General features: G+C 68.0%; 21 protein-coding genes and 1 pseudogene. 12 read left to right on the top strand and 10 right to left on the bottom strand.

The annotated features are described in order from the left end of the window. Window positions 1-79: 79 nt before the first annotated feature. The 4 genes and pseudogenes from P1P75_RS01750 to P1P75_RS41940 form a co-directional block, all read left to right on the top strand. Complete coding sequence (locus P1P75_RS01750; protein WP_276145706.1) at window positions 80-625, top strand: winged helix-turn-helix domain-containing protein; 546 nt, start codon at window positions 80-82, stop codon at window positions 623-625. Further along, window positions 535-1,098, top strand: coding sequence for a transposase (locus tag P1P75_RS01745; RefSeq protein WP_119580274.1), 564 nt, complete (start codon window positions 535-537; stop codon window positions 1,096-1,098). The genes P1P75_RS01750 and P1P75_RS01745 overlap by 91 nt, the downstream gene beginning before the upstream one ends. Before the next feature lie 68 nt (window positions 1,099-1,166). Continuing rightward, window positions 1,167-1,655: a transposase gene (locus tag P1P75_RS01740; RefSeq protein ID WP_162948091.1), complete on the top strand. Its 489-nt coding sequence runs from the start codon at window positions 1,167-1,169 to the stop codon at window positions 1,653-1,655. Continuing rightward, window positions 1,555-1,770, top strand: a pseudogene (locus P1P75_RS41940) (DUF4259 domain-containing protein); the annotation flags it as partial. The gene P1P75_RS01740 and the pseudogene P1P75_RS41940, both read left to right, overlap by 101 nt. 223 nt (window positions 1,771-1,993) lie before the next feature. Here P1P75_RS41940 and P1P75_RS01735 read toward each other — a convergent pair. The 7 genes from P1P75_RS01735 to P1P75_RS01705 form a co-directional block, all read right to left on the bottom strand. Further along, complete coding sequence (locus tag P1P75_RS01735; RefSeq protein WP_119580264.1) at window positions 1,994-2,797, bottom strand: alpha/beta fold hydrolase; 804 nt, start codon at window positions 2,795-2,797, stop codon at window positions 1,994-1,996. After that, window positions 2,794-4,392: a glycoside hydrolase family 43 protein gene (locus P1P75_RS01730; protein ID WP_119580265.1), complete on the bottom strand. Its 1,599-nt coding sequence runs from the start codon at window positions 4,390-4,392 to the stop codon at window positions 2,794-2,796. The genes P1P75_RS01735 and P1P75_RS01730 overlap by 4 nt, the downstream gene beginning before the upstream one ends. An 11-nt stretch (window positions 4,393-4,403) precedes the next feature. Next, complete coding sequence (locus P1P75_RS01725) at window positions 4,404-5,552, bottom strand: alginate lyase family protein (RefSeq protein WP_119580266.1); 1,149 nt, start codon at window positions 5,550-5,552, stop codon at window positions 4,404-4,406. Window positions 5,553-5,640: 88 nt separating this feature from the next. Beyond that, a complete protein-coding gene (locus P1P75_RS01720) occupies window positions 5,641-9,054 on the bottom strand; it encodes a twin-arginine translocation signal domain-containing protein (protein ID WP_319128977.1) in 3,414 nt (1,137 codons plus the stop codon). A gap of 14 nt (window positions 9,055-9,068) precedes the next feature. Further along, window positions 9,069-9,935: a carbohydrate ABC transporter permease gene (locus P1P75_RS01715; protein WP_205576221.1), complete on the bottom strand. Its 867-nt coding sequence runs from the start codon at window positions 9,933-9,935 to the stop codon at window positions 9,069-9,071. After that, window positions 9,932-10,885: a carbohydrate ABC transporter permease gene (locus tag P1P75_RS01710; protein WP_119580268.1), complete on the bottom strand. Its 954-nt coding sequence runs from the start codon at window positions 10,883-10,885 to the stop codon at window positions 9,932-9,934. The genes P1P75_RS01715 and P1P75_RS01710 overlap by 4 nt, the downstream gene beginning before the upstream one ends. An 89-nt stretch (window positions 10,886-10,974) precedes the next feature. Further along, a complete protein-coding gene (locus tag P1P75_RS01705; RefSeq protein WP_119580269.1) occupies window positions 10,975-12,306 on the bottom strand; it encodes an ABC transporter substrate-binding protein in 1,332 nt (443 codons plus the stop codon). 414 nt (window positions 12,307-12,720) lie between these two features. Here P1P75_RS01705 and P1P75_RS01700 point away from each other — a divergent pair, with 414 nt between their 5' ends. The 3 genes from P1P75_RS01700 to P1P75_RS01690 all read left to right on the top strand — a co-directional run bounded on the left by P1P75_RS01700 (window position 12,721) and on the right by P1P75_RS01690 (window position 17,153). Then, window positions 12,721-13,698 (top strand): hydroxyacid dehydrogenase, encoded by a 978-nt coding sequence (locus P1P75_RS01700; RefSeq protein ID WP_319251132.1) that lies wholly within the window; start codon window positions 12,721-12,723, stop codon window positions 13,696-13,698. Between the two features lie 267 nt (window positions 13,699-13,965). After that, the gene (locus P1P75_RS01695; RefSeq protein ID WP_119580271.1) at window positions 13,966-15,930 is read left to right on the top strand and encodes a glycoside hydrolase family 127 protein; all 1,965 of its coding nucleotides are present in this window, start codon (window positions 13,966-13,968) and stop codon (window positions 15,928-15,930) included. A 200-nt stretch (window positions 15,931-16,130) separates the two neighbouring features. Then, complete coding sequence (locus P1P75_RS01690; RefSeq protein ID WP_107308056.1) at window positions 16,131-17,153, top strand: LacI family DNA-binding transcriptional regulator; 1,023 nt, start codon at window positions 16,131-16,133, stop codon at window positions 17,151-17,153. Between the two features lie 444 nt (window positions 17,154-17,597). Here the strand turns inward: P1P75_RS01690 and P1P75_RS01685 are convergent, their stop codons facing one another. Then, window positions 17,598-19,148: an endo-1,4-beta-xylanase gene (locus P1P75_RS01685; RefSeq protein WP_319251155.1), complete on the bottom strand. Its 1,551-nt coding sequence runs from the start codon at window positions 19,146-19,148 to the stop codon at window positions 17,598-17,600. A gap of 215 nt (window positions 19,149-19,363) precedes the next feature. Then, the gene (locus P1P75_RS01680) at window positions 19,364-20,797 is read right to left on the bottom strand and encodes a GH1 family beta-glucosidase (RefSeq protein WP_010354074.1); all 1,434 of its coding nucleotides are present in this window, start codon (window positions 20,795-20,797) and stop codon (window positions 19,364-19,366) included. 384 nt (window positions 20,798-21,181) lie between these two features. Here P1P75_RS01680 and P1P75_RS01675 point away from each other — a divergent pair, with 384 nt between their 5' ends. Together P1P75_RS01675 and P1P75_RS01670 are read left to right on the top strand one after the other, a co-directional pair. Then, window positions 21,182-22,210 carry a LacI family DNA-binding transcriptional regulator gene (locus P1P75_RS01675; RefSeq protein ID WP_319251130.1) on the top strand — a complete coding sequence of 343 codons (1,029 nt, stop codon included), beginning with the start codon at window positions 21,182-21,184 and terminating at the stop codon, window positions 22,208-22,210. Further along, window positions 22,092-22,505, top strand: coding sequence for a cutinase family protein (locus P1P75_RS01670; RefSeq protein WP_223786226.1), 414 nt, complete (start codon window positions 22,092-22,094; stop codon window positions 22,503-22,505). Before P1P75_RS01675 ends, P1P75_RS01670 begins: the two co-directional genes overlap by 119 nt. A 137-nt stretch (window positions 22,506-22,642) precedes the next feature. On the opposite strand, the gene P1P75_RS01665 is transcribed toward P1P75_RS01670, so the two are convergent. Continuing rightward, on the bottom strand, window positions 22,643-23,290 hold the full coding sequence (locus P1P75_RS01665) for a TetR/AcrR family transcriptional regulator (protein ID WP_006379142.1): 648 nt from the start codon (window positions 23,288-23,290) through the stop codon (window positions 22,643-22,645). 269 nt (window positions 23,291-23,559) lie between these two features. Here P1P75_RS01665 and P1P75_RS01660 point away from each other — a divergent pair, with 269 nt between their 5' ends. The 3 genes from P1P75_RS01660 (at window position 23,560) to P1P75_RS01650 (ending at window position 26,896) form a co-directional block, all read left to right on the top strand. Then, on the top strand, window positions 23,560-24,834 hold the full coding sequence (locus P1P75_RS01660; protein WP_319251127.1) for an extracellular solute-binding protein: 1,275 nt from the start codon (window positions 23,560-23,562) through the stop codon (window positions 24,832-24,834). A 71-nt stretch (window positions 24,835-24,905) separates the two neighbouring features. Further along, a complete protein-coding gene (locus P1P75_RS01655; protein WP_223786225.1) occupies window positions 24,906-25,985 on the top strand; it encodes a carbohydrate ABC transporter permease in 1,080 nt (359 codons plus the stop codon). Between the two features lie 89 nt (window positions 25,986-26,074). Continuing rightward, on the top strand, window positions 26,075-26,896 hold the full coding sequence (locus P1P75_RS01650; RefSeq protein WP_006378596.1) for a carbohydrate ABC transporter permease: 822 nt from the start codon (window positions 26,075-26,077) through the stop codon (window positions 26,894-26,896). Window positions 26,897-26,983: the final 87 nt, after the last annotated feature.

Below are 26,983 nucleotides of genomic sequence, written 5' to 3'. Positions count from 1 at the left end.
TGTTGTCGGTAGTCCGTGGCGTGTGAGATACGCGGATGGGGGCGGGCTGACGCCTGCGGCACGGCGGCGTCGGGAAGCGGTGCGGATACAGGCGGCGGAGCTGTTCGCGCAGCAGGTCAAACCGCCCGAGGTGGCCCGGCAGCTGCGTGTGAGTCTGAAGTCGGCTTACCAGTGGCAGCAGTTGTGGCGGCAAGGCGGTGCCGACGAGCTGCTTTCGCGAGGACCGAGCGGGGGCCGGTGTCGCCTGTCGCCTCGCTGTCTGGAAAAGCTCGCCAGGTATCTCGAGCAGGGCCCGGCCGCGCATGGCTGGACGGAGGACCAGGTGTGGACCGCGGCGAGGGTGGCCACGCTGATCGGCAGGAAGTTTCACGTCTCCTACAGCGTCTCGGGTGCCACGAGGCTGATGCACCGGCTCGGCTTCAGCCCGCAGGTCCCCGCACGGCGGGTCGCCGAGCGCGACGAGCAGGCCGTCACCGCGTGGAAGGAGGCGACCTGGACGGAGGTAAACGAGCCCGGGCGGCCTGCGGGGGCTACATCTGCTTCGAGGACGAGGCAGGCTTCACCCGCCGGCCGCCCAGGGGACACACCTGGGGCCGCCGCGGCCACACCCCACAGGTGGCGGTGAGCGGACGACGTTCGGGCCGACTGTCCGTGGCCGGGCTGATCGCCATGCGGCCCGGCTCCCGGACCCGGCTGTGCCACCGCCTGCGCACCCACCGCGCGGGCAAAGGCAAACGTCGCAGCATGGGCGAGCGCGACTTCATCGCGCTGATCGACGGCGTCCACCAGCTCGTCAAGGCGCCCATCGTGCTGGTGTGGGACCGTCTGGACACCCACGTCTCCCGCGCCATGGGCGAGCTGATCGCCGAGCGTGAGTGGCTGACGGTATTCCTGCTGCCCGCCTACTCACCCGACCTCAACCCGGTCGAGTGGGTATGGGCGCACGTCAAGCGCAGCCTGGCCAACCTCGCCGTCGTCCTCGACCGGCTCGAAGCACTCGTACGCAACCGGCTCAAGCGCCTTCAGTACCGGTCCGGCATCCTCGACGGCTTCATAGCGGGCACCGGCCTGGCCCTCGAAGAACCAGCGTCACCCTGACGAGCCGAAGTCAGTTTCTGCGTCCGTTACGGGCGAACCCGCGTCCCCCGGCCGTCGGGCCGCCCTCGGTGAGGACGGTCTCCGGCTGGCTGCTCACCCACCCCGACACTCTTCAGGAGGATCACCGGATCCGGCTGAAGGCCGCGCTCGTCAACTGCCCCGAGCTGGAAGCCCTCGCCGGGCACATCCGTGCCTTCGCCCGCATGCTCACCCAGCGCGACGGCGAGCAGATCGCCGAGTGGATCACGGCTGTTCGCGCCGACGATCTCCCCAGCCTTCACACCTTCGCCAGCGGCCTCGAGCGAGACATGGATGCGGTCACCGCCGGGCTTTCTACCCCCTGGAACTCCGGCGTCGTCGAAAGCCACGTCAACCTAAAAGGATCAAGATGCTCAAGCGCCAGATGTTCGGCCGCGCCGGATTCGCTCTCCTGCGCAAGCGAGTACTCCTTGCTTAATGACCACTGTCCGTGGCTGCTGGCGTGCTGCCTCAGCCAACGACCAGCGATACCAGGAGCCGAGCATGGGAACGTGGGGAACCGGCCCATTCGACAGTGACCTCGCCGCAGACTTTGTCGACGAGCTGGAGAGGTGCTCTCCTGAGCAGATCATCGAGGTGCTGCAGAAGGCACTCCAGCGTGTCGCGGATTCCGGCACGCGGGTGGATAGCGGTGACGGGGTGGAAGCCGTCGCTTCAGCCGCTCTGGTCGCCGCCCAGGTCCCTGGCAGCAGGATTGTGATCGACCCCGACGACGGGCCGAAAGAGCCGCCCCGTGCGATGAGTGGTCCGCCCTGGAATAGTGCATGCCGCCGCGTGAGCGGCCGGTTGAATCCGCCCGTGATGTCCATACTCGACAGCTTCTGGACGGGGAGCCGGTGGAGGGACCTTGCACTCGTCAATCGGGCTCTGGACTGCCCAGCGCCCAGTCCTCGACCAGGCGCACGGTCCGTTCGGGGTGTTCCTCGTGCAGGTAGTGCCCGCTGTCGGGCCAGTGGTCGACGCGGGAACCGGGGACGTGCAGGGTGCCGCGTTCCCAGACGGCCGCTTCCGCCGAGGTCCAGACGGTAAGCGCGGGCTGCGCACGGTGGCGCAGGTACGCCTCGCTGTGCGGGCGGACACCGACCGCGTCGGGGTCGGTGTACATGCCGGCGTACGCCTGGGCGATGACGTGGTCCGGCGTGCCGAGCACGGTGCGGACATGAGCCGTGCGTAGTCCGGCCGGAGCACTCGCCGAGAAGGCACCGGCGACGAACCCGGCTGCCGCGCGGGCCCCGTACTCCTTGTACTCCGCCAGCCGGGCCGGGATCCCCTCCACTTCCGCGCCGTGCGCGCCGTGCGCCGGATCGAGGGCGACGACCGAGCCGACGAGTTCCGGATGCCGTACCGCGAGCAGGTTGGCGACCTGGCCGCCCATGGAGTGACCGACGGTGATCGCCGGCCCGGTGCCCAGGTGACGAAGGAGCGCGGCGAGGTCGTCGGCCATCTCCACCGGGGTGTTGCCTTCGGCGGGTACTCCCGAGCGGCCGTGTCCGCGCAGGTCGGGGACGATCACCCAGAACCGGTCGGCCAGCGCCTCGGCGTGCGCGGACCACTCGCGGCCGTCTCCACCCCAACCGTGCACCAGGAGCAGTGGCGTCACCCGGTCGGGGCCGAACGCGGTGCAGAAGAGACGGACGCGTCCCAGGTCGATCGTCGTCATGCGGGGCCGTCCTGGGAGGTCCGGTAGGTGGCGTAGGCGAAGTCCGCGTGGACACCGGCGCCGTCGAGGTCCTGCGCCCACAGCCCCAGCATGGCGCCGGTGAACCCGAGAACGCGCAGCTGCCCGTCGTGGAACTCGTCGGCGTGCTCGTCCGAGAGCACGGTGACATCGAGTTCGACCGGCAGCACCTGGGCCCCCGAACCGGTGTCGTACGAGAAGCGCAGGACGGGCACGTCGATGTCGGCGCGCAGGACGACCGGGCGTGCGGGCTCCAGCGGAACCACCGGCTCGTGTGGCGCAAGACGGCCGGCCTCGCAGCTCAGCGCGCGCAGGACGGGGGATCCGTCATCCTCGGCGGTGACGTACAGATAGTGCCAGTTGCGGGTGTTGTAGTAGGCGGTCAGACCGGCCAGGTGGTCGGCGGTACGGGGTGAGAAGGTCAGGCTGGTCTCGAAGAAGCAGCGTGGGGCGGTCACTCGCCGGGCGAGCAGACTCGGCGCGCGGCGGCCCACCGGCGACTGGCCGCCCCGGATGCGCAGCCGCCCCGGCGCCGTCTCGATCCAGTCGTCGCCGACCGGGCGGCGCAGGGTGGACCAGTCGGAGCCGAGGACAGGGGCTTCGAAGCGATCGTTCGCCGGTGGTGCGGGAACGGGCGCGGAGCGCAGCGCGGGTGCCGGTACCGTGACGGCAGGGGCGGCTCCGGCGATCCGGGGCCAGCCGTCGTCGGTCCAGGTCACCGGCTGCAGCGCTGTCTCCCGGCCGAGTACACACCGGCCCCGCCGTGTGTGGGGGCGGGCGACGATGTGGGCGGCGTACCACTGGCCCGTCGCCGTCTCGACGAGGGAGCAGTGCCCGGCCTTCTGCAGTTCCAGGGACGGGTCGTCGCGGGAGGTGAGCAGGGGCCCGTTCGGGTCGGGTTCGTACGGGCCGAGCAGGTCACGGGAGCGGGCCACGGCGGCGCCATGCTCGTAGCCCGTGCCGCCCTCCGCGTGCACCAGGTAGTACCAGCCGTCGCGCCGGTAGAGGTGCGGGCCCTCGGCGACCCCGGCGGAGGTTCCGGTGGAGATGGTGCGGGGTTCACCGAGCAGGACCCGGTTCTCGCGGTCGTACTCCTGGATCTCGATCCCTGCGAAGCCCTCGCGGTCCGGACGCCAGTCGAACCGCATGTTCAGCAGCCAACTGCGGCCGTCGCCGTCATCGTCATGGAAGAGCGAAATGTCGAAGCCGCGGCCGTGCAGCGGGACCGGGTCGGACCATGGCCCGCCGATCGAGGCTGCCGTGGTGACGTAGTTGGGGAGGTCCTTCCAACCCTCCGCGTAGGTGTCGACGACCGTGAAGACGAGGTGGAACAGACCGTCCGCGTAGGACAGTCCGGGCGCCCAGACGCCACCGGAGTCGGGGACACCTTTGAGGTCGAGCAGACGCGTGCCGTCCAGAACCCCGCCCAGCGACCGCCAGTTGACCAGGTCCCTTGAGTGGTGGATCCGAACGCCCGGGTACCACTCGAAGGTGGAGGTGGCGATGTAGAAGTCGTCGCCGACGCGGAGGATCACGGGGTCGGGTTCGAAGCCGCGCAGGACGGGGTTGTGGATCACAAAAGCTCCGCTCAGAGGGTGAACAGCAGGGTGCCGAAGCCCACGTGGTCACACTGGAACGCCGCGCCCTCCGGGCTGATGTTCCCGATGGCCGCGTACGTCCAGGGGGCGGGCAGGCTGCGGCGTTTGACGTAGTGGTTGAAGGCCATCTCGTAGATCGGGCGCAGATTGCCGCGCTCGATGGTGGAGATGGAGTTGAACGTGAGCCGGCAGGAGCCCCAGACCGTGTATGGAACGGCGTTGCCGGTGTTGTACTTCGCGGTGTACTCGAAGCCGGCCAGCAGTCGGTTGGAGGAGGCGGAGTACAGGTCCTGGCCCTGAACCCAGGCGATCTCGCAGGCCTCGGCCATGCTGCCCAGGATGAGCTGGGTGTGGGCCTGGTCGCGGCCGCTGTCCACGCACTGGCCGGAGTCCCTGATCACCCGGCTGATCTTGCAGCAGTCGTGCAGGTGGAAGGCGTCCACGGCGGCGTTGTAGACGGAGGTGTCGTTGCAGAACACCCCGAACGCCATCATGGCCTTGATGCAGTTGGTGCCCCAGCCCGCGTCGCCGAACGTCCTCACGAGGGGCACGAAGACGTTCTTGAAGAGGTTCTCGGTCTGGGAAATCTCGGCAGCGGACCAGCTGCCCGAAGGGGCCGTGTACCGCATCAGCTCGGCTGCCGCGGCGAGTTTGAAACCGTAGATGGCGGCGGCGAGTTGGGCGTCCTTGCCGGTGATCGAGGTGAGCGTGGACGACCAGGCCTTGATGATCTGCAGCGCCTTGGTGGCGTGGGCGGTGGTGCCCGTCAGGTTCCACATCAGGGCGTTCTGGTAGGCCGCGTTGCAGTCGTTCCAGAACTCCCAGTTACCGATCTCGGTGGTGCCGCGGTCGATGGTCGTGCGGGGGCCCGCCATGGCGTACGTCGACTGCGAGTACGCGTTCGCCTTGAACACGTTCCAGCCGCTGAGCCAGGGCTCGGTGCCTGCCGCGATCCGGGTCCTCATCCGTTGGATGTCGGAGAGCTTGTGCAGCACCCCGGGGTGGATGAAGGAGGTCAGGGCGTCCGCCGCCGGAATCGCGGCGAGCCCGGTTGCGGCCGCCGTGGTGCCGACGGCGGTGATCTGCAGGAATCGGCGGCGGCTGGGGGAACCGGGCATGGTGGAGTGCGGCTCGGCCATGTGTCTTCCTCTTTCACTCGTCGTTGAGTGCCAGGGAGCGGGGGTGAGAAGGGGGAGCCGGGCGTCAGCCCGACTCCCCCCGATGCGGTCAGTCGGCCGCGCGTCGGCCCCGGTACAGCACGAGAGTGCTGCGCGGGCCAACCTTGGGACGCTTGCCGGCACCCACGGTCTTGCCCGTGGCGAGGTCGCGGGCGGGACCGAAGTCCTGGCGGGCGGGCAGGGTGTACGTCCGGTCGGTACTGGTGTTCATGGCGATCAGATAGTCGCCGTACTCGCACAGATAGAAGGGCGCGCGTCCGACGAGCATGGTCTCCACGCCCTCGAAGTGGACGCCCATGGCGGGGTCGGGGACGTCCGCCGGGACCGGAGCGAGCGGATACACATCACCCTTCAGTGCCTGGTGGAGGGTGCCGCCGGGAGGCGGGAAGCCACCGGGCGGGATGTGCCCGGCCCCGGGGTCGTTGATCGCGTAGTCCCACAGGATCCAGTCGTTGACCGTGTACGTGTCGTCGGTGGTGCCTGCCGAGTGCTGGCGGATCGTGGCGGAGCGCTGGTCGGCGGGGGTGAGGTGGTGGATGCGGGCATAGTCGTTGACACCCTGGCGGGCACGCCAGTACAGGGAGGCGAAGAGGAGTTCCTCGCCGTTCTTCACGGCAAGGACGCCGTTCTCCTCGTCGGTGAAGACGAAGTCGGGGCGGGACCAGGCGGTGGGAATGCGCCCCGGGCGGGCCGGCAGGGCCTGGAAGGCATCCCAGTCGCGGGAGACCAGGCGCAGCGCGGCGAGGCCTACGCGGGTCCAGGTGTGGTGGACGAGCAGATCGAGCTGCCTGTAGAACTGCCCGTCGTCGATCATCTCCTGGGTCCAGCCGACGATGTCCGGGTCCTTGAACACCGCCGCCGACATCACCGGGTGCGAGTCCCAGGCCGTACGGGACGCGTAGGCGACCTCACCGGGATAGACCTCGTTGCGCCAGCCGACGACCGTCTCTATGCGGGAGACGCGGGCCCCCGTCTCGTCCACGTCGACCACCCGGAACCGCCCCCGGGCCTTGATGATCTTCACCATCTGCTCGCGCAGCTCCGGCGCCTCCTGGCCCCGGTACCCGCGCGTGACCGACTCGTACATCATGACCAGCCAGTCGAGGACCTCGCCGTAGCTGCCCACGTACCCCAGTTCACGGGTCAGGCCGGCCCGGCTGACCTGGTGGTAGCTCTCACCGAGCGGCTTGGTGGGGTTGCCGTCTTTGTCCTCCCGGCCGAGGTAGGGCTTCATGCCGAGGGACTGGTACATGTAGTCGCGGGCCTTCTCCTCCGGCAGGGCGAGGTCCGGGTCGAGGAGTCCGAGACCTCGGTTGGCCTGGTAGATGCCGATGGCGCAGATCTGCGACTGGTTGGTGTAGTGCGGGAAGTGTTGTCTCCAGTAGTCCCGGCTCGACATCAGCATGTCGATGTACGCGGCGCGCCGCACCGGCTGCTCGGGGGTGCCCGTGTCCACGGGCGGGGTGACGGTCAGGTCGTCGAACCAGGCCGTGCCCGGGCCGCTCAGCCGGAGATGGAACTCGACCTGGGTGGCGCCGTCAGGCGTCATCAGGTCCAGGGAGACCTGCTCCCAGTCGTGGGTGCCGGTGGTGGCGTACTTGCGGTTGTCGCTGCCGACGAGCTTGCCGCTCGCGTCGAAGAACAGCGGGTCGATGTGCGCGCCCGTCCCGGTGACACCGTCCGTCCGGATCCAGGCGCCGTAGGTGTACGTGCCCTTGCCGACCTGGAACCTCGCCGTGTTGTACGCCGTGACGAAGCCGTTCGCCGCGGTGGCCGCCAGTTTCAGCGACACGGAGCCGGACCGGTTGAGGGAGGTGTCCCGCGTCCAGGAGGCGTCGGCGGTCCTGCCCCAGCCCGGCACCTCCCAGCCGGAGGGAGTGCCGGCGCCCTGTTCGAAGCCGGGGTTGCGTAGCTCGGTGGGCTTGACCAGGTCGACGGAGTCGAACCAGGCCGTACCGGGTCCGGACAGGCGCAGGTGCATCTCTATCTGGGTGGCGCCGTCCGGGGTGTCCATGTCTATCGAGACGTACTCCCAGTCGTGGGTGCCGGTGGTGGCGTACTTGCGGTTGTCGCTGCCGACGAGCTTGCCGCTCGCGTCGAAGAACAGCGGGTCGATGTGCGCGCCTGCGCCGGTGACGCCGTCGGTCCTGATCCAGGCGCCGTAGGTGTACCTCCCTTTGCCCACGCGGGTCTTGGGCGCGTTGTACACGGTGATGAAGCCGTTCGCCGCGCTCGCCGAGACCTTGAGCGAGGCAGAGCCCGAACGGGAGACGCTGGTGTCCCGCGTCCAGTCGGCGTCGGCGGTCTTCCCCCAGCCCGGCACCTCCCAGCCCATGGGCGTGTCGCCGCCCTCCTCGAAACCGGGGTTGGCGATCTCGTACGGCGAACCCGTCACCTTCTGGTCCAGGCGGTCGCCGAGGTGGTCCCAGAGCAAGGCCAGCGTCAGCCCGACGCGGCCGAAGCCCTGCCACTGCTGGTCGGAGCCCGTCATCACGGTCGCGTCGTTCTTCCACGCCATGTACCGGCCGTCGAGCGCGCGCAGGACGCGGTCCAGGGCGGTCGGGTTCTGGTAGGCGGGGCTGCCAGACCAGAGGTAGCCCTCGGCGAGGGACTGGAAGGCGAAGGCGTCCATGCCGGCGGGGTTGGCGCCGGTCAGGTAGAACCTCTGGTCCTTGGCGACGCGCTGACGCACCGCCTCCAGAACTTCGCGGCCCTCGACGGTACGGACCTTCGGCACCGGCGCGGGGCCCTGCGCCTCCCCCTTGGGCGGGACGAAGTACGGCTCGATGTGGGTGTAGAGGCGGTAGATACCCCGCGACGGCGTGGTCATCTTGTAGTACAGCTGGTCGACGTTCTGGCCGTAGGACCAGATGCGGCCCATCGAGCGGATCTCCAGCGTCACCTCCTTCTTGCCGGAGGTCATGCTCTCCGGCAGCGGCAGGGTGTGGAAGAAGAACCGGCCGGGGGTGCGGGGCGCGGTGTCGAGGATGTCGAGGCTGTCGACGGCGCCCTCGTCCTGGTAGCCGACCTGCTTGCCATCGCAGAACAGCTGCAGCCGCCACATGTTGGTGCCGGAGCCCGCCTGCTCGGAGGTGGGGTCGTAGTCGTCGCCCCAGAGCCGCACGGTGACGTAGGTGGTCTCTGTCGGGCTGACGGAAACGTCGAATTTCAGCGTGCCGCCCCAGTACGTGGCGGGCTCGGTGGGATTGAGGACGCGGGCGCTCTGGCCGAGGCCGCCGGTGACGGTGTCGGAGAGCGTGGCGGTGAGACCGTGCGCCGACTCGGAACGCTTGTCGCCGAAGACAAGAGTGTCCAGGGGCTTGCAGACGGCCGGCTTGAAAGCGACGTCCGCAGCCGGCGACGCCGCGGCGGCGGGCTGGGAGGTCAGCAGGCCGAGACCGGCGGCGACGCCGGTCGTCCCGGCGTACTTGAGCACTTCACGTCTTCTGGGAGCGTGGGACACGGCTCTGTTCCTTCTTACTTGAGGCTGCCCATGAGAATTCCGCTGCGCCAGTACTTCTGGAGCGTGAACATGAAGATCGCGAGCGGAACGATCGACAGCAGGGACCCAGTGAGGACGAGGGTGTTCATGTCGCGTGCGGTCTGCGCCTGCTGGAGCCATGAGTAGAGGCCCAGAGTCACGGGGAAGGTGCGCTCGCCGTTGAGCATGAACAAGGGGAGGAAGAAGTTGTTCCAGATGTTGATGAACTCGAGCATGAAGATGGTGATGCCGCCGGTGCTCATCAGCCGCAACGCGACCGCGTAGAAGATCCGCAGCTCGCCGGCGCCGTCGATGCGGGCCGCCTCCATCAGCTCGGTGGGCACCGAGGTGTCGGCGTACACCTTGCCGAGGTAGACCCCGAAGGGGTTGATGAAGTACGGGATGAGCACCGACCAGATGGTGTTGGTGAGCCCGATCTCGGAGAACACCAGGTACAGCGGGAACGCCAGCAGCGTGCTGGGCAGCAGCGAGGCGCCGACGATGACGGCGAAGAGCGCGCCCCGGCCGCGGAAGTCGAACTTCGACAGTCCGTACCCGGCGGCGAGTGAGATGAGGGTGGAACCCGCCGCGCCGAGGGTGGAGTAGAGGACGGAGTTGCCCAGCCAGCGGACGAACACCCCGTCGTGGTAGGTCCAGATGTCCTGGAGGTTGTCGCCGAGGTGGTTGGTGGAGAACCACAGACCGAACGTGGAGTAGAGGTCGGTCTGGTCCTTGGTCGCGGAGACTATCAGGAACCAGGTCGGGGCGAGCGAGTAGAGCAGGAAGACCACCAGCAGACCGGTGGTGAGCACCACCGCGCGGCGGGAGGGGCGCACGCCGCCCCCGGAGGCAACACTGCTCATGACATCTTCCTGTTCGTGGCGCGGTAGAAGACGAAGGCGAGGATGCCGGTGACGACGGCCAGGACCAGGGACTCGGCGGCGGCGTACTGGTAGTCGCCGACCTTGAAGGCCTTGTCGTAGATCTCCATCATCGGTGTGAAGTCGGTGTTGATGGATTCCGGTGCGATCTGCCGCATGATCAGCGGCTCACCGAACAGCTGGAGCCTGCTGATCAGCGAGAACATGCCGGTCAGCACCAGGATCCCGGTGATGTTGGGCACCTTGATCGACCAGGCGATCCGCCACTCCCGCGCGCCGTCCAGTCGGGCCGCCTCGTACAGCTCACGGGGCAGTGCCTGCAGCGAGGCGGAGATCAGGATCATGTTGAAGCCGATCCCCTGCCAGGTGAGCAGATTGCCCAGCGAGAGGTAGGTGTTGAGGCCGCCGAAGAACGTGATCTCCGTGCCGGCACGCTCCGCGATGTCCAGCAGCGGGCTGCCCGTCGGGCTGTAGAGGAACAGCCACATCAGGGTGGAGACCACGGCCGGGATGACGTACGGGATCAGCAGCGCCGCGCGGAAGAAGCGCACCGCACGGGCCGCCACCCCGTCGAGCAGGAGGGCCAGCAGCAGGGCGATGCCCAGCATCACCGTGATCTGCGCCGCGCCGAACAGCAGCGTGCGGCCCATGCTCGCCCAGAACCCGCCGTCGCCGAGGACCGAGGCGAAGTTGGCGAAGCCCGTGTAGACGACCCGTGTCGGCCCGAAGCCGAGGCCGCTGCTCTTCTTCTCGTGCAGGCTCTGGCTGAAGGCGTAGCCGATCGGCACGACGTAGGTGGCGAGGAAGCCGAGCAGGAAGGGGAGCATGAACAGCAGCCCCTTGTAGGCTCCCCGTCTCCCGGCCCGGCGGGGGGAGGACCGCCGGGCCGGGGAGTCGGTCGCGACCTTCGCCGGTCGCGTCAGGGTGGACACGGGTGTCTCCAATGGATCCGGGTGAGAGGGGGTCGACTGTCCGCGGGAGCGGAGCGGGGCACGACCGCGCCGCTCCTGGCCGGGAGGGGTCAGCTGCCCGCGACGGCCTTGACGCCCTTGTTGTTGAGGTCGTCGACGGTCCACTTCTCGATGCTGGTGAGCATCTCCTCGACCGTGATCTCCTTCTTCATGACCTTGCCCCACTGCTTCTGCATCTCGGAGTACATGGCCGCGTAGTTCGGCCCGTACTGCCACTGCTCACCCACCCGCGAGGCTGCGTCGGTGATCACCTTCGCGCTGTCCGACTTCCCGTTGAACATCTCGGTGGGGATGATCTTGTCGACGTACGGCGAGACGTCCGGGACCGCCGGGAAGAGACCGGACTTGGAGGCGGGGTCGGTGAGCGCAGTCAGTGACTCCTTGCTGCTGGACAGCCATGCGGCGAACTCGGCTGCGCGGTCGGGATACTTACAGCCCTTGAGGACGGCCAGGACGTCGAAGTTGGAGGAGGTCCGCGGCTTGGCGGTGTCGAAGACCGGCGAGTCCGCGAGCTGCCACTTGCCCCTCGACTTGGGGAAGTTGGTGTCGTAGATCGGCAGCTGCCAGGTCGACGTCGTCATCGCGATCGTCGTCCCGAGGTCCCAGGTCTTGAAGACTCCCGGGTCGGCGTAGGAGGCGCTGGAGGCGAGGTCGTTGTCGACCAGCCGCTGCACGATGCCGCCGGCCTTCAGCGCCTCGGGCGAGGTGAAGTCGACGACCCAGTGGTCGCCCTCCACCTTGTACCACTGGGCACCCGCCTCCCAGGACAGGTCGACCAGGGTGGACGGGTCCTCACCGGCCATGTTGAAGATCTTGACCTTCTTGTTCTCCTTCTGGGCCTTCTCACCGGCGGCGATCAGGTCGTCCCAGGTCTTGGGCGCCTCGATGCCGTACTTCTCGAACAGATCCGCGCGGTAGGCGGTGAACAGCGGCGAGGACCCCATGGGGATGCCGAACGTGGTGCCGCCGGGGCTGACCGCGTTCCACGCGGCGGCAGTGTACTTGTCCTTGTACGGCGCGGCGACCTCGGTGACATCGGTGAGCAGACCGTCGGCGGCGAAGCTCGCCAGGTTCATCCCGTCCATCTTCGACAGACAGGGAGCAGTGCCGGCGTTCACCGCGGCGCGCAGCTTCTGGTACGCCGTCTCACCCGCGGGGTTGACGAACTTGACCTGGGTCTCGGGGTGCGCCTTGTTCCACACCTCGGTCTGGGCCTCGATGCCGTCGGTCCAGCTCCAGAACTCCAGGGTGACCTTGCCCTCCGTCGCCGACGAGGCGTCGTCGGTGCCGGAGGCGCCCGAACACGCACTCAGTAGCAGGGACAGCGACGCGGCGGCGGCCACCGGGACAAGAACTCTGGGGCGGATGCGGTGCTTGGACATCGGTCCTCCACGAGAGGGAATGGGACGGCGCTCGCACGTGGGGGAGAGACGGCGCGGTCGAGACGACGCAAGGAAGGGGAGCCGATACTGCGCATCAGCGGCGCAGTAATCGTTTGCTGTGGGGACCGTACGACCGGAGGTGTCGAATCCACAAGAGGCCCGGCCGGATTGTTTCGCCATAATTTCAAGAGCACTACCTGAACAAACCCCTGACCGGCGCGCTCCTTCCCGATCCGCCGCGGCCGGAACTCTGAGTGACGGCCATCTGCCACGAAGACGACCATTGACCGGGACCCGACTGGCCTTCTAGCGTGGAATACGTTTACTGCACTCTCTCGACCCCTCACCCTCGCCCCTCACGCTCACAGGAGCACCATGCGCACGCCATCACCGCCACCTTTTGCCCTTTTTGCAATGAACCCTTCGCATATACCCGAACTCTTTCCGCCCGGCCTGATGAGACATCTGCAGCAGCTCGCGCAGATAGATCCCGCGCTCGTGGTCCAGGACTTCTCGGACCCCACCGCGGTCGAGGCCCTGGGCCGGGCCGACGTGCTCATCACCGGCTGGGGCTGCCCTCCCCTCGACGCCCGGACACTCGCAGCCGCGCCGCGGCTGCGCGCCGTCCTGCACGCCGGCGGCAGCGTCCGCCACCTCGTGGGCGAGCCGTTCTGGGAGCGCGGTCTCACTCTCTCCAGCGCGGTGCGGGCCAATGCCCTGCCCGTGGCCGAGTACACGCTCGCCATGATTTTGCTGGCCGGCAAGGACGCCTTCGGACTACGCGAACGCTTCCGTGCCGAGCACGTCTATCCCGCTCCGACGGAGTACGCGGGGGTCGGCAATTTCGGCCGCCGGGTCGGCCTGATCGGCGCGTCCCGGGTGGGCCGCCGGGTCCTGGAACTGCTCCGGCCCCTCGATCTGTCGGTGAGCCTCTACGACCCCTACGTCGACGCCGCCGAGGCCGCGAAGCTGGGCGCGACCCCGCTGAACCTCGATGAGCTGCTGCGCACCAGCGGCATCGTCAGCGTGCACGCCCCCGACATCCCGCAGACCCGCCGCATGCTCAACCGCGAACGGCTGGCGCTCATCCCCGACGGCGGCGTCCTGATCAACACCTCACGGGGGGCTCTCATCGACCACACCGCGCTCACCGAGCACCTGGTGAACGGCCGGCTCGGCGCGATCCTTGACGTCACCGACCCCGAGCCGCTGCCCGCGGAATCCCCCCTCTACCACCTTCCGAACGTTTTCCTCACCCCGCACATCGCCGGCTCCCTCGGCAACGAACTGGCTCGCCTCGGCGGCACGGTCGTGACGGAACTGGAACGCATGACGACGGGACTACCCCCAGCCCACCCGGTCCACCGGTCCGAACTGGCCATCAGCGCCTGAAGGGGCCTCGCGCACGGCCCGCCCGGGTCGCGCGGCCCGGCACCGCACCTCGCCCCGTTGCCGAAAAGCCCTGCTCGCTCAGCCACAAGGCCTCTCCGGCGCCTTGCCATGCGCGGCACCAGACCGTGCGACCCCGTCGGACGCTCCTAGTGCGAAGCCCGCCAAGGGCTTCGACGCCGCGGCCGGGGGCGATTCGCCGGCCGGGACCCGCGTGCGCGGCTCCCGTCATCCCACCACCGCCCGCTCCTCTACCTTCGGAGGCACACCCTGAACACCGCACATTCCGGACCGGTCCGCCCCTCCGTGCGTGCCCTCTCCCCCTTGCGCCCCGCCTTCGTGGCCCGCATCGAGGGCGGCTTCTGGGCCGAACGCCGCCAGGTCAACGCTCGGATCTCCCTCGCCGAGGGGCCGACGCGGCTGGAGCAGGCCGGTAACCTCGCCAACTTCCGCGCCGCTGCGGCCCTGCGCGCCGACGACGTGGACACCCCGCCGAGCAAGGGCTTCTCCGGCGACTTCCAGTTCCAGGACTCCGACGTCTACAAGTGGCTGGAGGCCGCGTGCTGGCAGCTCGCGGACACCCACGACGAGCGCCTCGCCGCCGAGGTCGAAGCCCTCGTCGAACTGATCGCCGCCGCCCAGCGCGAGGACGGCTACCTCCAGACGTACTACCAGCTCGGCGGTGGCATCCCCTGGACCGAGCTGGGCTGGGGACACGAACTGTACTGCGCAGGGCATCTGATCCAGGCCGCCGTGGCGCACCACCGGGCCACCGGGTCCGACCGGCTGCTCGACGTGGCCCGCCGGCTCGCCGACCACATCGCGTCCGTCTTCGGTCCCGGCAAGCAGGTGGACACCGTCTGCGGCCATCCCGGAGTGGAGACCGCCCTCGTCGAACTCCACCGGACGACCGAAGAGAAGCGGTACCTGAACCTCGCCCGCTACTTCCTGGAACGCCGCGGCCACGGCTCTCTCTCGTCCGGCGCCGACCGTGGCCACGACCGCGACCCGGGGCCCGAGTACTGGCAGGACCACACGCCGGTCCGCGCGGCGGACGAGGTCACCGGCCACGCCGTACGCCAGCTCTACCTCCTCGCCGGAGCCGCCGACCTGGCCGCGGAGACCGGCGACACGGAACTCCGCACGGCGCTGGAGCGGCTGTGGCGGGACATGGTCACGACCAAGACCTACCTCACCGGCGCCGTCGGCTCCCGGCACGACTGGGAGGCCTTCGGCGACGCCCACGAACTGCCGGCCGACCGCGCCTACGCCGAGACCTGCGCCGCCATCGCCTCCGTCCACTTCTCCTGGCGCATGGCCCTGCTCACCGGCGAGGCCCGCTACTCCGACCTCGTCGAGCGCACCCTGTTCAACGGCTTCCTGGCCGGCGCCGGTCTCGACGGCCGCACCTGGCTGTACGTCAACCCGCTTCATCGGCGGGCCCGTTCACACGAACGCCCCGGCGACCAGACCGCCCACCGCACCCCCTGGTTCCGCTGCGCGTGCTGCCCGCCCAACGTCATGCGCCTGCTCGCCGGGCTCCCGCACTACCTGGCCACAGCCGACGACAGCGGTCTGCAACTGCACCAGTACGCCACGGGCGTCTACGGCGGCGACGGCCTCACCGTACGGGTGACGACGGAGTATCCGTGGGAGGGCACGGTGACCGTCACCGTGGACGAGGCTCCCACCGCCCTGCCGCGCACGCTCTCCCTACGCCTGCCGGCGTGGTGCGCCGACCACACCCTGACCGTGAACGGCACCACCGTCGAAGACGGGGCCGACTCCGGCTGGCTGCGCATCACCCGCGCGTTCACCCCCGGCGACACCGTCCGCCTCGACCTCGCGATGCCGGCCCGGCTCACCGTCCCTTCCTCACGCGTCGACGCCGTCCGGGGCTGCGCCGCCGTCGAACGCGGTCCGCTGGTCTACTGCCTGGAGCAGACCGACCAACCGGGGCGCCTGGACCCGGACACGATCGCTGTGCCGCCGGACACGCCACTGACCGTGCGCAGCCGCCCCGAACTGCTCGGCGGGGTGCGAACGGTGAGCGTCGCGGGGAACCGGCTCCGCGCCGACGATACGTCCGGCGACTGGCCCTACCTGCCGTACACGTCGGCGACTTCCGGCGAACCCCACGAGAGCGTCGAGCTGACGGCGGTGCCGTACTACGCCTGGGCCAACCGCGAGCCGGGCGCCATGCGGGTCTGGCTGCCGCTGGCCGCCCGCGGGTAGACGTCGGCGCGGTCAACATGCCCGCAGTAATCGTTTACCAAGATTCGGGAACCGGTCGCACCCTTCTGTGTCCGCGAGGATGCTCAGTGCAGTAACGTCAAGGTGTGACAGCGAACGGAAACGGTTCTCCCCCAACGCCCGCCTCCCAGGCTTCTAGGCGTCGGCGCAAGAACCAGGCAGGTGAAGAGCGCCCCAGCACGATTCGCGATGTCGCCGAACGGGCGGGGGTGTCGGTAGCAACCGTTTCCAGGGCCCTGGCCGGCAACTATCCCGTGTCGGCCGCCACCCGGGAGCGCATCATGGCTGCCGTGGAGTCGCTGCACTACGTGGTGAACGTCCACGCCAAAGCCCTCTCCGGTCGGGTGGCCGGTCCCGTCGCACTGGTCCTGCGGGACATCACCGGGCCGTCGCTGGCCCATGTCGCCGCCGGGGTCGAGCAGGAGGCGGCCCTGCGGGGCCGGCTGAGCCTGGTCTGCGCCACTCACGGAGACACTGCCCGCGAGGACGACCTGGTGCAGTTGATGCGCGAGCAGCACGCGGCCGCGGTGGTCCTCGTCGGCGGGGCAGTGCAGGACGAGGTCTACTTCCAGCGCATGACCGAGTACGCGCGCGCCCTGGACGCCGCCGGGTCACGTCTGGTCCTGGTCGGCCGCCCGCCCCTGCCCGGGCATCACCCAGTCACCGTCGTGGACTACGACAACCGCGGAGGCGCCTTCCAGGCCGCAGACCATCTGTTCGTCCAAGGCCACCGGCGCGTCCTCTTCCTGGGCGGCGACCCACAACTCAGTACGGGGGCGCAACGGAGGGAGGGCTACCTCCACGCCCTGCGCGCGCACGGCGTGGAGTACGCGGAAGAACTGGACGTCCCCGGTCCGTACACCCGCGTCTCCGGCTACCAGCGCACGAGGGACGCGCTGAAGGCGGGGGTCGATTTCACGGGCGTCCTCGCGGGGACGGACATGGTGGCCCTCGGTGCGTTGGCCGCGCTCCGCGACGCCGGCCTGAACGTCCCCCGGGACATCTCCCTGGTGGGCTTCGACGACGTCCCCTTCGCCTCGGACCTGACCCCGTCGCTCACGTCGGTCCGGGTGCCGTACGAGGATCTCGGCAGAACAGCGGTCCGGCTCGCCCTGGAGCACAGCGAACGCATCAGCGGCGACGACCATGTCGTCCTCAGTACGCAACTGGTGATCCGTCAGTCCGTACGCCGCCCCCGTCCGTAAGGCCGTTGAGACTCCTCGTCCGTTCGGTCGGGAACCCTGGACGGCGGGAACAACTCCGCAGATCCCGCCCTGGGTCACTCCGCCCCCGCCAGGGCAATATCACCCAGTCCCGCAGTCCTCTTGGCAACCTCCCACTTCGTTCATACCGACTTCCACTCCAGAAAGAGGCCCGCAGCGGTGTACTCCCGCAGCCCGGACCACCACCCATCCACAATAGCGAGGGCAACGACCAACGCAGCACTTCGTGCGCAAGTCGCAGCCGGGGCGAGTGCAAACCCTCCGTCAACGCATTGGGTGCCCGTGTCTCCAGCCTGCCGGTGGCCCTTCGTCCTCTCACCCGGCGGAGGAGTTGGACAGCACGCGACGCAGACGCCCGGCGCACCCTGTCGTGAGCGCGCCGGGCGTCTATCCCCCGTTTGACCGTAGACGAGAAACTACTTGACGTCAGGCGACCGTCACGTCCACGGGATCCGATTCGGTCGATCCCCTCGCGTTGGTAAGGACGACCTTCAGGCTGTGCTTGCCCTTCGGAACCCCGGACAGAGCTACCTGAGGCGACTGTGCGTTCGGCGAATCGGCGGCCAGCTGGCCCTCACCGACGACTGCCCCGTCGAGGTAGAAGGTGTACGAGGTGGCGTTGGTGCCCCACCACAGGTTCGCGGTGGCGGTGAAGGTGCCGTCCTTGTCCCAGTTGTCGTGGCTGACCACGGGCTTGCCCGGGGCGGCATCCGTGACCGTGACAGTCGTGGTGTTCGTGGACGTGGTGCCCTTCGAGTTGATCAGTTCGGCCCGGTACGCGTAGGTGCCGTTGGGCCTGTCCTTGAATTCGGTCACGACTGACTGCGAGGTGCCGCTGACTGTCGTGGGCACCCGCGCGGCGACGAGCTTGTCGTTCTCGTAAAGACGGAAGAAGCTGCCTGGCGTGCCGTGCCAAAGGTTCATCTTCACGCTGTAGTTGCCGTCATGGAGGCCGTGGGTCCACCCGCTGGTGTTCGACAGGGTGCCGGCGCCAGCAGCCGAGGAAGCGGAGACGAAGTTCCGCAGAGCGTCGCGCGTGGCGTAGTACGCGGGCTTGGGGTTGTACTCCTCGTCGAACATGAGCGGCTTCGCGCCCGGCAGCCACGTGTAGGCGTGCTTGTCGGTGAAGCCCCAGAAGCTGATGTCCCGGATTCCGGCCGCCAGCGCCTCGGCCATGACGTCCCCGTAGATCTGCGTCTGCTGATCCACGTCGTAGGTGTGCACGTCGAGTTCGGTGATCGCGACTTCGAGTCCGAGCTTCTGGTAGGACTTCGTCATCTCTGTGATGACTCCGGGCTCGGGACCCGCCTGTGTCTCGTGCATCTCGAAGCCCACCCCGTCGATGGGCACACCGTCGGCGACCATGCCGGCCACTAGGTCGTAGAGCTCTTGGCGCTTCGCCGGGTAGAACTCCACCAACGCCTCGTTGATGAACAGCTTCGCCTCGGGGTCAGCGGCGTGCGCGATCCGGAACGCTTCCGCGATGTAGTCCTCGCCGAGCACCTCGTAGAAGTGGTTCGGCGCGAGGCCGGTGCCGCCGAAGGTGGAGAACGGCTCGGTCATGACGTCCCACCGGTCCATCTTTCCGGCGTAGCGGTCCATGATCGTGTTGAAGTGAGTCTTCATGACCGCGCGCAGCTCGTCCGGGTCGGTGACGTCGGTCACGTATTCCGGGTTGCAGCACTGGGAGATGAGCCCGTGTGCCTTGACTACCATGTCGTTGTCTTCAGCGAAGTCGACGAGCTGGTCGAGGCCCCCGAACTCGAAGTCGCCCTCCGTGGGCTGGACGAATTTCCACTTCAGCTCGTTCTCGGGAGACAAGCTGTTGAACTGTTCCGCCAGCACCTCGCCGAACTTCGGTTCGTCGAGATAGGTGGGGTTGGTCGCCCCCGAGCCGATGAGGATTCCCTCCTTCGCTGCCAGTTCGCGGAGGGTCGCGTCTGAATCAGCTGAGGCGCCGGTGGTGGGGAGGGCCACGGTCAAGAGCCCTATGGTGACAGTTGCGAGCGCCGCGCCGATGCGGTGCATTCTCATTGAATGGTGTCTCGCTTTCCTGTTGAAGGATGGTCCGAGGGCACGCTGCGGTATCCGGACGACGTGGACCGTACGCTGTCTCCCGGCGGCCCACGAACGCGGCTCGGCCCGAGACCGCCTCTGCGGGTGTGCAGAATGCGGAAATTGAGGGTGGTCGCTCAGCGGCCGGCGAGGGCCGGGACGACCTTCGTGGCACACAATTCCGCGAACCAGTGCGCGCTCAGTTTCGGAATGCGCTCGTGGGTGTCGTAGTCGACCCGGATGATGCCGAACCGCGGGCCGTATCCCATGACCCATTCGAAGTTGTCGAGCAGCGACCACACGAGGTACCCGACAACGCGGGCGCCCCTCTCGCGAGCACGATGAGCCGCCGTGACGTGATCGATGAGGAACTGTGTTCGGTCGCGGTCGACGACCACGCGCCGGCCACCCGAGTCGTCGACCACGTCCTCGAAGGCCGCGCCGTTCTCCATCACCATGATCGGCAGTTCGGGGAACTCCTTGGAAAGGGCGACCAGATGATCCTCGAGGCCTCGTGGTTCGATCCCCCAGTCCATCACCGTTCGCGCCAGCTCGTCGCGGCGGACGAACTCGATGCGCTCCGAGCCCGGGAAGGGCGTGCCGCCGGAGCTTTCGGCGCTGGGGTCGAAGTCCTGATTCAGACGTACGTGCATGACCTCGTAGTAGTTGACGCCGAGCAGGTCGATGGGCTGGTGGCAGATCTCCAAGTCGCCCGGCAGAACGAAGCTCCAGTCGGTGAAAGCCCGGGTGTCTTGCAGCAGATCGGCCGGATAGTTCCCGCGGAGCATGGGCCCTGTGAACACGCGGTTGGCCACAGCGTCGAACCGACGCGCGGCTTCGGCGTCCTCGGGGGTCTCGGCTTCGATGCGGAAGATGTTGAGCACCACGGAAATCTGTGCTTCGGCATTGGTCACGGTGCGCCGCAGTGCTGCCACCGCGAGTCCGTGGGAAAGGTTGAGGTGGTGCGCAGCCTTGAGCGCATCTGCATGGCTCTTACCGCCAGGCGCGAACACGCCATTGCCGTACCCGGCGAAGGAGTTGTTCCACGGCTCGTTGTGGGTTGACCAGACGGCGACCCGGTCCCCGAGGGCCGCCCCCACGATCTCCGCGTACTTCTCGAAGGCGAATGCGGTTTCCCGCCCTCGCCAGCCGCCGTAGCGATCCTCCAATGCCTGCGGGAGGTCCCAGTGGTTGAGCGTCACGATCGGCTTGATGCCGCGTGCGAGCAGTCCGTCGACGAGGCGCGAGTAGAACTCCAGACCCTCCGGATTCGCTTCGCCCTCGCCCGTGGGCATCACGCGCGGCCAGGAGATGGAGAACCGGTAGGCGTCGAGGTGGAGCGAGGCCATCAGGTCGAGATCGACCTCGACGCGGTGATAGTGGTCCGCGGCGACGTCCCCGGTCGCCCCCTCAGCAGTCTTCCCCGGGGCGTGGCTGAACGTGTCCCAGATGGACGAGCCTCGACCGCCCTCCCTCGCGCCACCCTCGATCTGGTACGCGGCGGTCGCGGCGCCGAGGATGAAGTCGGGCGGGAACGCCAAGTGCCCGCGGTCGATGGAGTCGCGATACATGGATCAGCCTCTCTGGTGACGTGGCGCCAAAACCTATCACCTGAACTGTTATCGGCACAGGGTTGCGTCAAGGCGAACTGCGACTTCACATTCGCGATGACTTCCGCTGCCGAACATCCACGTTGACCTGAGGGGAAGACGGCGATCGACTCACGATGGGCGTGCTTCTGCAGGGATCGACCAATCGGCGCACTTCGGACCAAGCCGTTTCGCCGTCACGGCAGTTGCGGGTGCGTACGGCAACGACGGCAGCCGACGAGGCGCTTGCCAACGCTGACCAGCGCAGGGCTGCCTGAACGCCACAGGTCCTGACCGACCATGGCCGGTGTCGGTGCGGTCCCTGGGCTGGTGCCGTCAGGCAGAGCGCCCCAGGTCGGGCGTAAGGTGGCCGTCGGGTTGCGGCTGGACGGCTCCGGCAGCCGGCGCTTGGAGGGTCTCGGTGGTGCGTCGCGGGTGACGAGCGCGGATGTCGCGCGGGAGTCAGGCGTGTCGCGGTCAACGGTGAGCTTCGTACTCAACTACGTGCCGAAACAGACCATCCCGGAAGCGACGCGACAGAAGGTTCTGGCGGCTGCCGAGCGGTTGGGTTACACCCCGAACGGGCCCACGCAGGCACTGTCGCGAGGACGCGGCAGCACTGTGCTGCTGCGCCTGCCGGACTTTCCGCCCAGCTCGATCGTCGCCGAGCTCGATCGGGGATTGGCCTCGCAAGGATTGATGCTGGTGACCCATACGGCCGGCCCGGGCCGCCAGCCGGCTCTATCGCTGGCCGCCCCGGTCGCGGTACCGGGACTGACCCCCTTCGACGCAAGGCAAGTCGTCGCATTTCAGGCACGCGGCGCCCGGGTGGTACTGCCAGGACCCGACGACCCGCCGCCTCCCCGTGACGACGCGGGCCGCGTCGTCGGCGCGGCCCAGGCGACCCACTTGGCCTGGCGCGGCACCGTCCGCATCGGCTACGTCCACCCCGCCGATCCCCGGCTCGGACCGATGTCCGACCGGCGCCACGCGGGCGCCGACGAAACAGCGCGCCGGCTCGGCCTGCCTATGGTGCCCTCGCGTCGCATGCCCGACGACGGGGACTTCACGCCGATACTGCGCAGTTGGCCGGCACAAGCGCCCGTCACCGCGATCGCCGCGTTCAACGACGACGTCGCCCTGGCGATCTTGAACGCCGCGTGGGTTCTGGGCGTGGAAGTTCCCTCCGAGCCGGCCGTGATCGGCGCGGACGACATCGCGGCCGCCCGGTACGCCTGCCCACCGCTGACTACGATCCGCGGCTCCAACAAGCCCTTTGGGGCCATGCTGGCCGGGTGGGTTCTGCAGCGGCTCGACGCCGGCGGAGTCGCGCCCCCCAGCTCGGACGAACCTCCGGTGTGGACACCGGACATCGTGGCCCGAGCGTCCGCCTGACCGGTTCTCCAATGTCGGAGTCTGCAGCCAAGGAGCCCTCACGGGTGCGGCCACCGTGGCCGTCATACCCGGCGCCACAGAGCCGAAGGTCAAGGCAGTTGTGCTCTTCGGCAACCCCATCCGCGGGTTCCCGACCTACCGTCAGGTGACCGGCACCTACCAGGCACGCACGCTCGACGACTGCGCGACCGGCGACCCGATCTGTGGCGGCGGGACGGACTCCGCCGCCCACGGCGCCTACTCCCAACCGCAACACAACGACTCCGCCGCGGAGTTCATTGCGGCACGCATGTGACGCAACATCCACAGTCCGACAACGGATGCGAGTCATGAGCACCGCTGAGACCGCCGCCTGACGGCCGCTTGCGCCTCCGGCTTCGCGCGCGAGCGGAGCCGGAGGTCTTCATCAACCCGGCGGACCGTGAACGACGCTCAGTCGGAGTCGTCGTCGCGGCGGTTGGAGTCGTCCGAAGCCGCCTGCTGCACCCAGTGCGCCCGAGCAGCAGCCACGAGCCGCCAGAAGGCGTCGATGGCCTCGACGACATCCAGGTCGTCCCGGTATCGCCGCTGGATCTGGAGCCCGTCCTGCAGGGCGGTCCCCAGCGTGGCGATCATCTCCGGGCTGATCCCCATCGGGGCACCTTCGGGCGCCTCAGGGCCGGGGTCGAGCGTGAGTGTCTGGGCTGCCTGGTAGTGCTCGACGAAGTACGGGTGCGCCGGATGATCGCGATCAATCGCCTCGGCCGAGAGGATGATGTACAGGGACGTCAGTCCCTCGTGCTCCGCGGAGTGACGCGCGACCTCGCGGGACCGCGTAGCGACATCGGTGGCGTGCTGCTCCGACAGGTAGTCGGCAACGGACGAATCGCGCAAGTTGAGCACTTCGACCAGGAGTTCTTCCTTGTCGGCGAAGTGGTGGAGAAGCCCTGTCTGTGTCAGGCGCATCCGCCTGGCGAGCTCACGCATCGACGAGTGTGCGTATCCGGATTCAGCAAAGAGCTCGGCTGCAGCGGCGACGATCTCCCGGCGGCGCTGGAGCCCCTTGCGATAGGGCCCCCGAGGCCCGGTGCTTTCCGCCATGCCTTCAACATACAGCGACGCGGCGGCCCGTTTGACCTGGGTGTGGGCGTGACGATGAAAACTCCACGAAAACTTGTCAGGTGAACTGTGTTACGTGATACTGACGGCCACCGCCACTCCGAGACGACATCTCAGCCGGGGACGCAGCGGCATACACGACGTTCGGGTGACGGGGTTCGCGCACGTCTCAGGAGCGTGGTGCGGCCGGGGGGGGGCGGCTCCTTGCCGCCGCAACATCGCGGCACACCGCCTGGAAATAAGGAGTACAGATGCGATCCATTCGAAGGTCCCTCGCTGTGCTTGCAGCGGTCGCATTGACCGCCGTCACCGCCGGGTGCGGATCCAGCGACGAGGGCGATGCCGGCGGCAAGATCACCCTCAACGTCTCGACGTTCAGCGAGTGGGGTTACAGCGGCCTGCTGAAGGAGTACCAGAAGCTCCACCCCGACATCACGATCAAGCACAACCGCTTCGCCACGAGTGATGAGGCCAAGGAGCAGTTCCAGACCGCGCTCGGCGCGGGCTCGGGTCTCGCCGATGTCATCGGTGTCGACAACAGCTGGATGCCGCAGATCCTCAAGTACCCGGACAACTTCGTGGATCTCTCCTCACCGAAGGTCGAGGGCCGCTGGCTGGACTGGACAACGAAGATCGCCACCACGGACGACGGCAAGCTGCTCGGATACGCGACGGACCTGGGACCGCAGACGATCGCCTACCGCGCCGACCTGTTCAAGGAGGCCGGTCTGCCGAACGACCGCGAGGAGGTCGCCAAGCTCTTCGGTGGCGACAACGCGACATGGGACGACTTCTTCGCCGTCGGCGAGAAGTTCAAGGCCGCCAAGACAGGTCCGGCGTTCTACGATGCGTCGGCCTCGGTGGCGACCGGCTGGACCGACCAGTACGAGGTGCTCTGGGAGGACCCCAAGAACGGCGAGATCATCGCCGGCGAGAACAAGGACCTCCGGAACATCTACGACACCGTGATGTCGCATGAGGGCCTGTCCGCAGACCTCGCGCGGTTCAGTGAGGACTGGGTCAGCGCATTCCAGAAGGACAAGTTCGCGGTGATGCTCGCGCCTTCGTGGATGCTCGGCGTCATCAAGGGCAATTCGGCCGGGGTCAAGGGCTGGGATATCGCCGACGTCTTCCCCAACGGCGGTGTCAACAGCGGCGGTTCGTACCTCAGCGTGCCGAAGCAGTCCAAGCACCCCAAGGAGGCGCAGGCGCTGGCGGAGTGGCTCACCGCCCCGGAGCAGCAGATGAAGGCGTTCAAGGCGTCGGGCAACTTCCCCAGCCAGGTCGAGGCCCAGAAGAGCCCTGAGATGCAGAAGGTGACCGAACCCTTCTTCAACGATGCGCCCGTAGGAAAGGTCCTCGCCGAGCGCGCGTCGAACATCAGCGTGGTCCCGTACAAGGGTGACAACTACTTCGCGATCACAGCGGCATTCAACGACGCGGTCAACCGTGTCTCGGTCGACAAGACCCACTCCGCCAAGGAGTCATGGGACATGTTCGTCGAGGGACTGGACTCGCTGAAGTGATCGGTTCGTCCGCGCGCTCGGGGGCGCCCTCCGCGGACGGCGCCCCCGATTCACCATCGGAGGAAGAGCGCATGGTCCGTCCGGCAGGGAGCGCGTCACCCCGTGGTGATGCCTCACCTCCACACACGCCCTCGCCCTGGCATCAGCGTCTGGGCCGCTGGGACATGAAGGCGTCGCCGTACGCCTATATCTCCCCGTTCTTCATCCTGTTCGGGATCGTCGGCCTGTTCCCGCTGCTGTACACCGCCTACGTCTCGCTGCACGACTGGGACCTCATCGGTGGGCAGAGCGAATTCGTCGGGCTCGACAACTTCACCTTTATCCTCGACCAGCCGGTCTTCTGGGATGCGATGGGCAACACCGTCAGCATCTTCCTGCTCTCGACGGTCCCCCAGATTCTGATCGCCCTCGTACTTGCCAGCCTCCTGCACGCGAACATTCGTGCGCGCACCTTCTGGCGGATGGGGGTACTGCTGCCGTACGTGATCGCTCCGGTCGCCGTGACGCTGATCTTCTCGCGCATGTTCGCGGACCAGTCCGGTCTGGTGAACGCGCTTCTCGAGCAGCTGGGCATGGATCCGATCGGATGGCACCGGGACAGCCTTCCGGCGCACATCGTCATCGCAAACATGGTCAACTTCCGGTGGACCGGCTTCAACACCCTCGTGCTGCTTGCGGCGATGCAGGCGATCTCCCGTGACCTGTACGAGGCGGCGATCCTCGACGGCGCGGGGCGGATTCGACAGTTCTTCTCCGTCACGGTGCCGTCCGTGCGTCCGACGCTCATCTTCGTCGTGATCACGTCCACGATCGGCGGGCTGCAGATCTTTGACGAGCCGCGTCTGTACGACACGCAAGGGCTCGGCGGCAGTTCAGGGCAGTGGAAGACGATCACTCTGTACCTGTACGAACTCGGCTGGAACCAGCAGCGACTGGGCCGTGCAGCGGCCGTCGCGTGGCTGCTCTTCCTGCTGATCATCGCATTCGCTCTGGTCAGCAACTGGCTGTCGCGCCGCATCGCTTCCGGAGACGACGCCACGGCCGGCTCCCGGCAGACGCGCCGTGCCGCCCGACGCAGCGCACCGAGCGCAGCAGCTCGTACGCCCGACTCCTCCGCACCGTCCGGTGCCACGCCCGGGAGCAGCACGTGACCCCTCCTTCCATCCCGTACATCGAGCAGACGTCCGGTCGTGGAGCCGCCCGTGCGGCGCGCCGTCGGCGTGGACGGAACGACGGCGCTGTGCGCCGACCGGGAAAGACGACCTACGTCATCCTCACTCTGGTCGCGCTCATTTCGATCTTCCCGCTCTACTACGCGCTCCTGCTCGCGTCCTCGACGTCGGCAGAGGTCGCGCAGAACCCGATCCCCTCGCCGATCCCGGGCGGGCAGCTGGCCGACAATCTCACGCGGGTCTTCGAGTCGGACATCGACCTGCCGCGCGCGGTCTGGAACTCGGTCTTCGTCTCGGTGACAACGGCCCTCGCCGTCGTGTTGGTGTCCACGTTGGCCGGCTTCGCCTTCTCGAAGCTCCGGTTCAAGGGACGTGCCGGCCTCCTCACATTCGTGGTGGGCACCATGGCGGTACCCACTCAGCTCGGGGTCGTGCCGTTGTTCATCGTCATGCGCGAGATGGGCCTGACGGGAAGCCTCTGGGCGGTCATCATCCCCGGTATCGCCTCCGCCTTCGGCGTGTTCTGGATGACGCAGTACCTCCAGTCGGCGCTGCCCTATGAGCTCATCGAGGCAGCCCGCATCGACGGGGCATCAACGTTCCGGATCTTCCGCTCCATCGTGCTGCCGGCCGCCAGGCCCGCGGCCGCCATGCTGGGCCTGTTCACCTTCATCGGGGCGTGGACCCAGTACTTCTGGCCGTCGATCGTGCTCGGCACGACCAATCCGACACTCCCCGTCGCGCTGCAACTGCTGCAGGCCGGGTTCTTCAAGGACATCCCCCTCATCATGACCGGCGTTCTCGTGTCCGTGGTGCCGCTTCTCGTGCTGTTCGCCGTACTCGGCAGGCAGTTGGTCGCAGGCGTCATGCAGGGAGCCGTCAAGGGGTGACCCGCCCGCACCGCACTGCCGGACCGGGACATGTGCCGGTGCACTGACACGGTGCACGGCCCCGACCGCCCCGAGGGGGCCTGCACC

The sequence above is a fragment of the Streptomyces sp. ID05-39B genome (assembly GCF_033794725.1).
Taxonomy (GTDB): Bacteria; Actinomycetota; Actinomycetes; order Streptomycetales; family Streptomycetaceae; genus Streptomyces; species Streptomyces bobili.
The sequence above is the reverse complement of the archived record's forward strand: the minus strand, read 5'-3'. Positions and strand labels throughout refer to the sequence as shown.

Coding starts and splice junctions, on each gene's coding strand:
- P1P75_RS01735 (WP_119580264.1), bottom strand. CDS start 2,797: ATGACGACGATCGACCTGGGACGCGTCCGTCTCTTCTGCACCGCGTTC.
- P1P75_RS01725 (WP_119580266.1), bottom strand. CDS start 5,552: ATGGCCGAGCCGCACTCCACCATGCCCGGTTCCCCCAGCCGCCGCCGA.
- P1P75_RS01715 (WP_205576221.1), bottom strand. CDS start 9,935: ATGAGCAGTGTTGCCTCCGGGGGCGGCGTGCGCCCCTCCCGCCGCGCG.
- P1P75_RS01705 (WP_119580269.1), bottom strand. CDS start 12,306: ATGTCCAAGCACCGCATCCGCCCCAGAGTTCTTGTCCCGGTGGCCGCC.
- P1P75_RS01700 (WP_319251132.1), top strand. CDS start 12,721: ATGAACCCTTCGCATATACCCGAACTCTTTCCGCCCGGCCTGATGAGA.
- P1P75_RS01680 (WP_010354074.1), bottom strand. CDS start 20,797: ATGTATCGCGACTCCATCGACCGCGGGCACTTGGCGTTCCCGCCCGAC.
- P1P75_RS01665 (WP_006379142.1), bottom strand. CDS start 23,290: ATGGCGGAAAGCACCGGGCCTCGGGGGCCCTATCGCAAGGGGCTCCAG.
- P1P75_RS01660 (WP_319251127.1), top strand. CDS start 23,560: ATGCGATCCATTCGAAGGTCCCTCGCTGTGCTTGCAGCGGTCGCATTG.
- P1P75_RS01655 (WP_223786225.1), top strand. CDS start 24,906: ATGGTCCGTCCGGCAGGGAGCGCGTCACCCCGTGGTGATGCCTCACCT.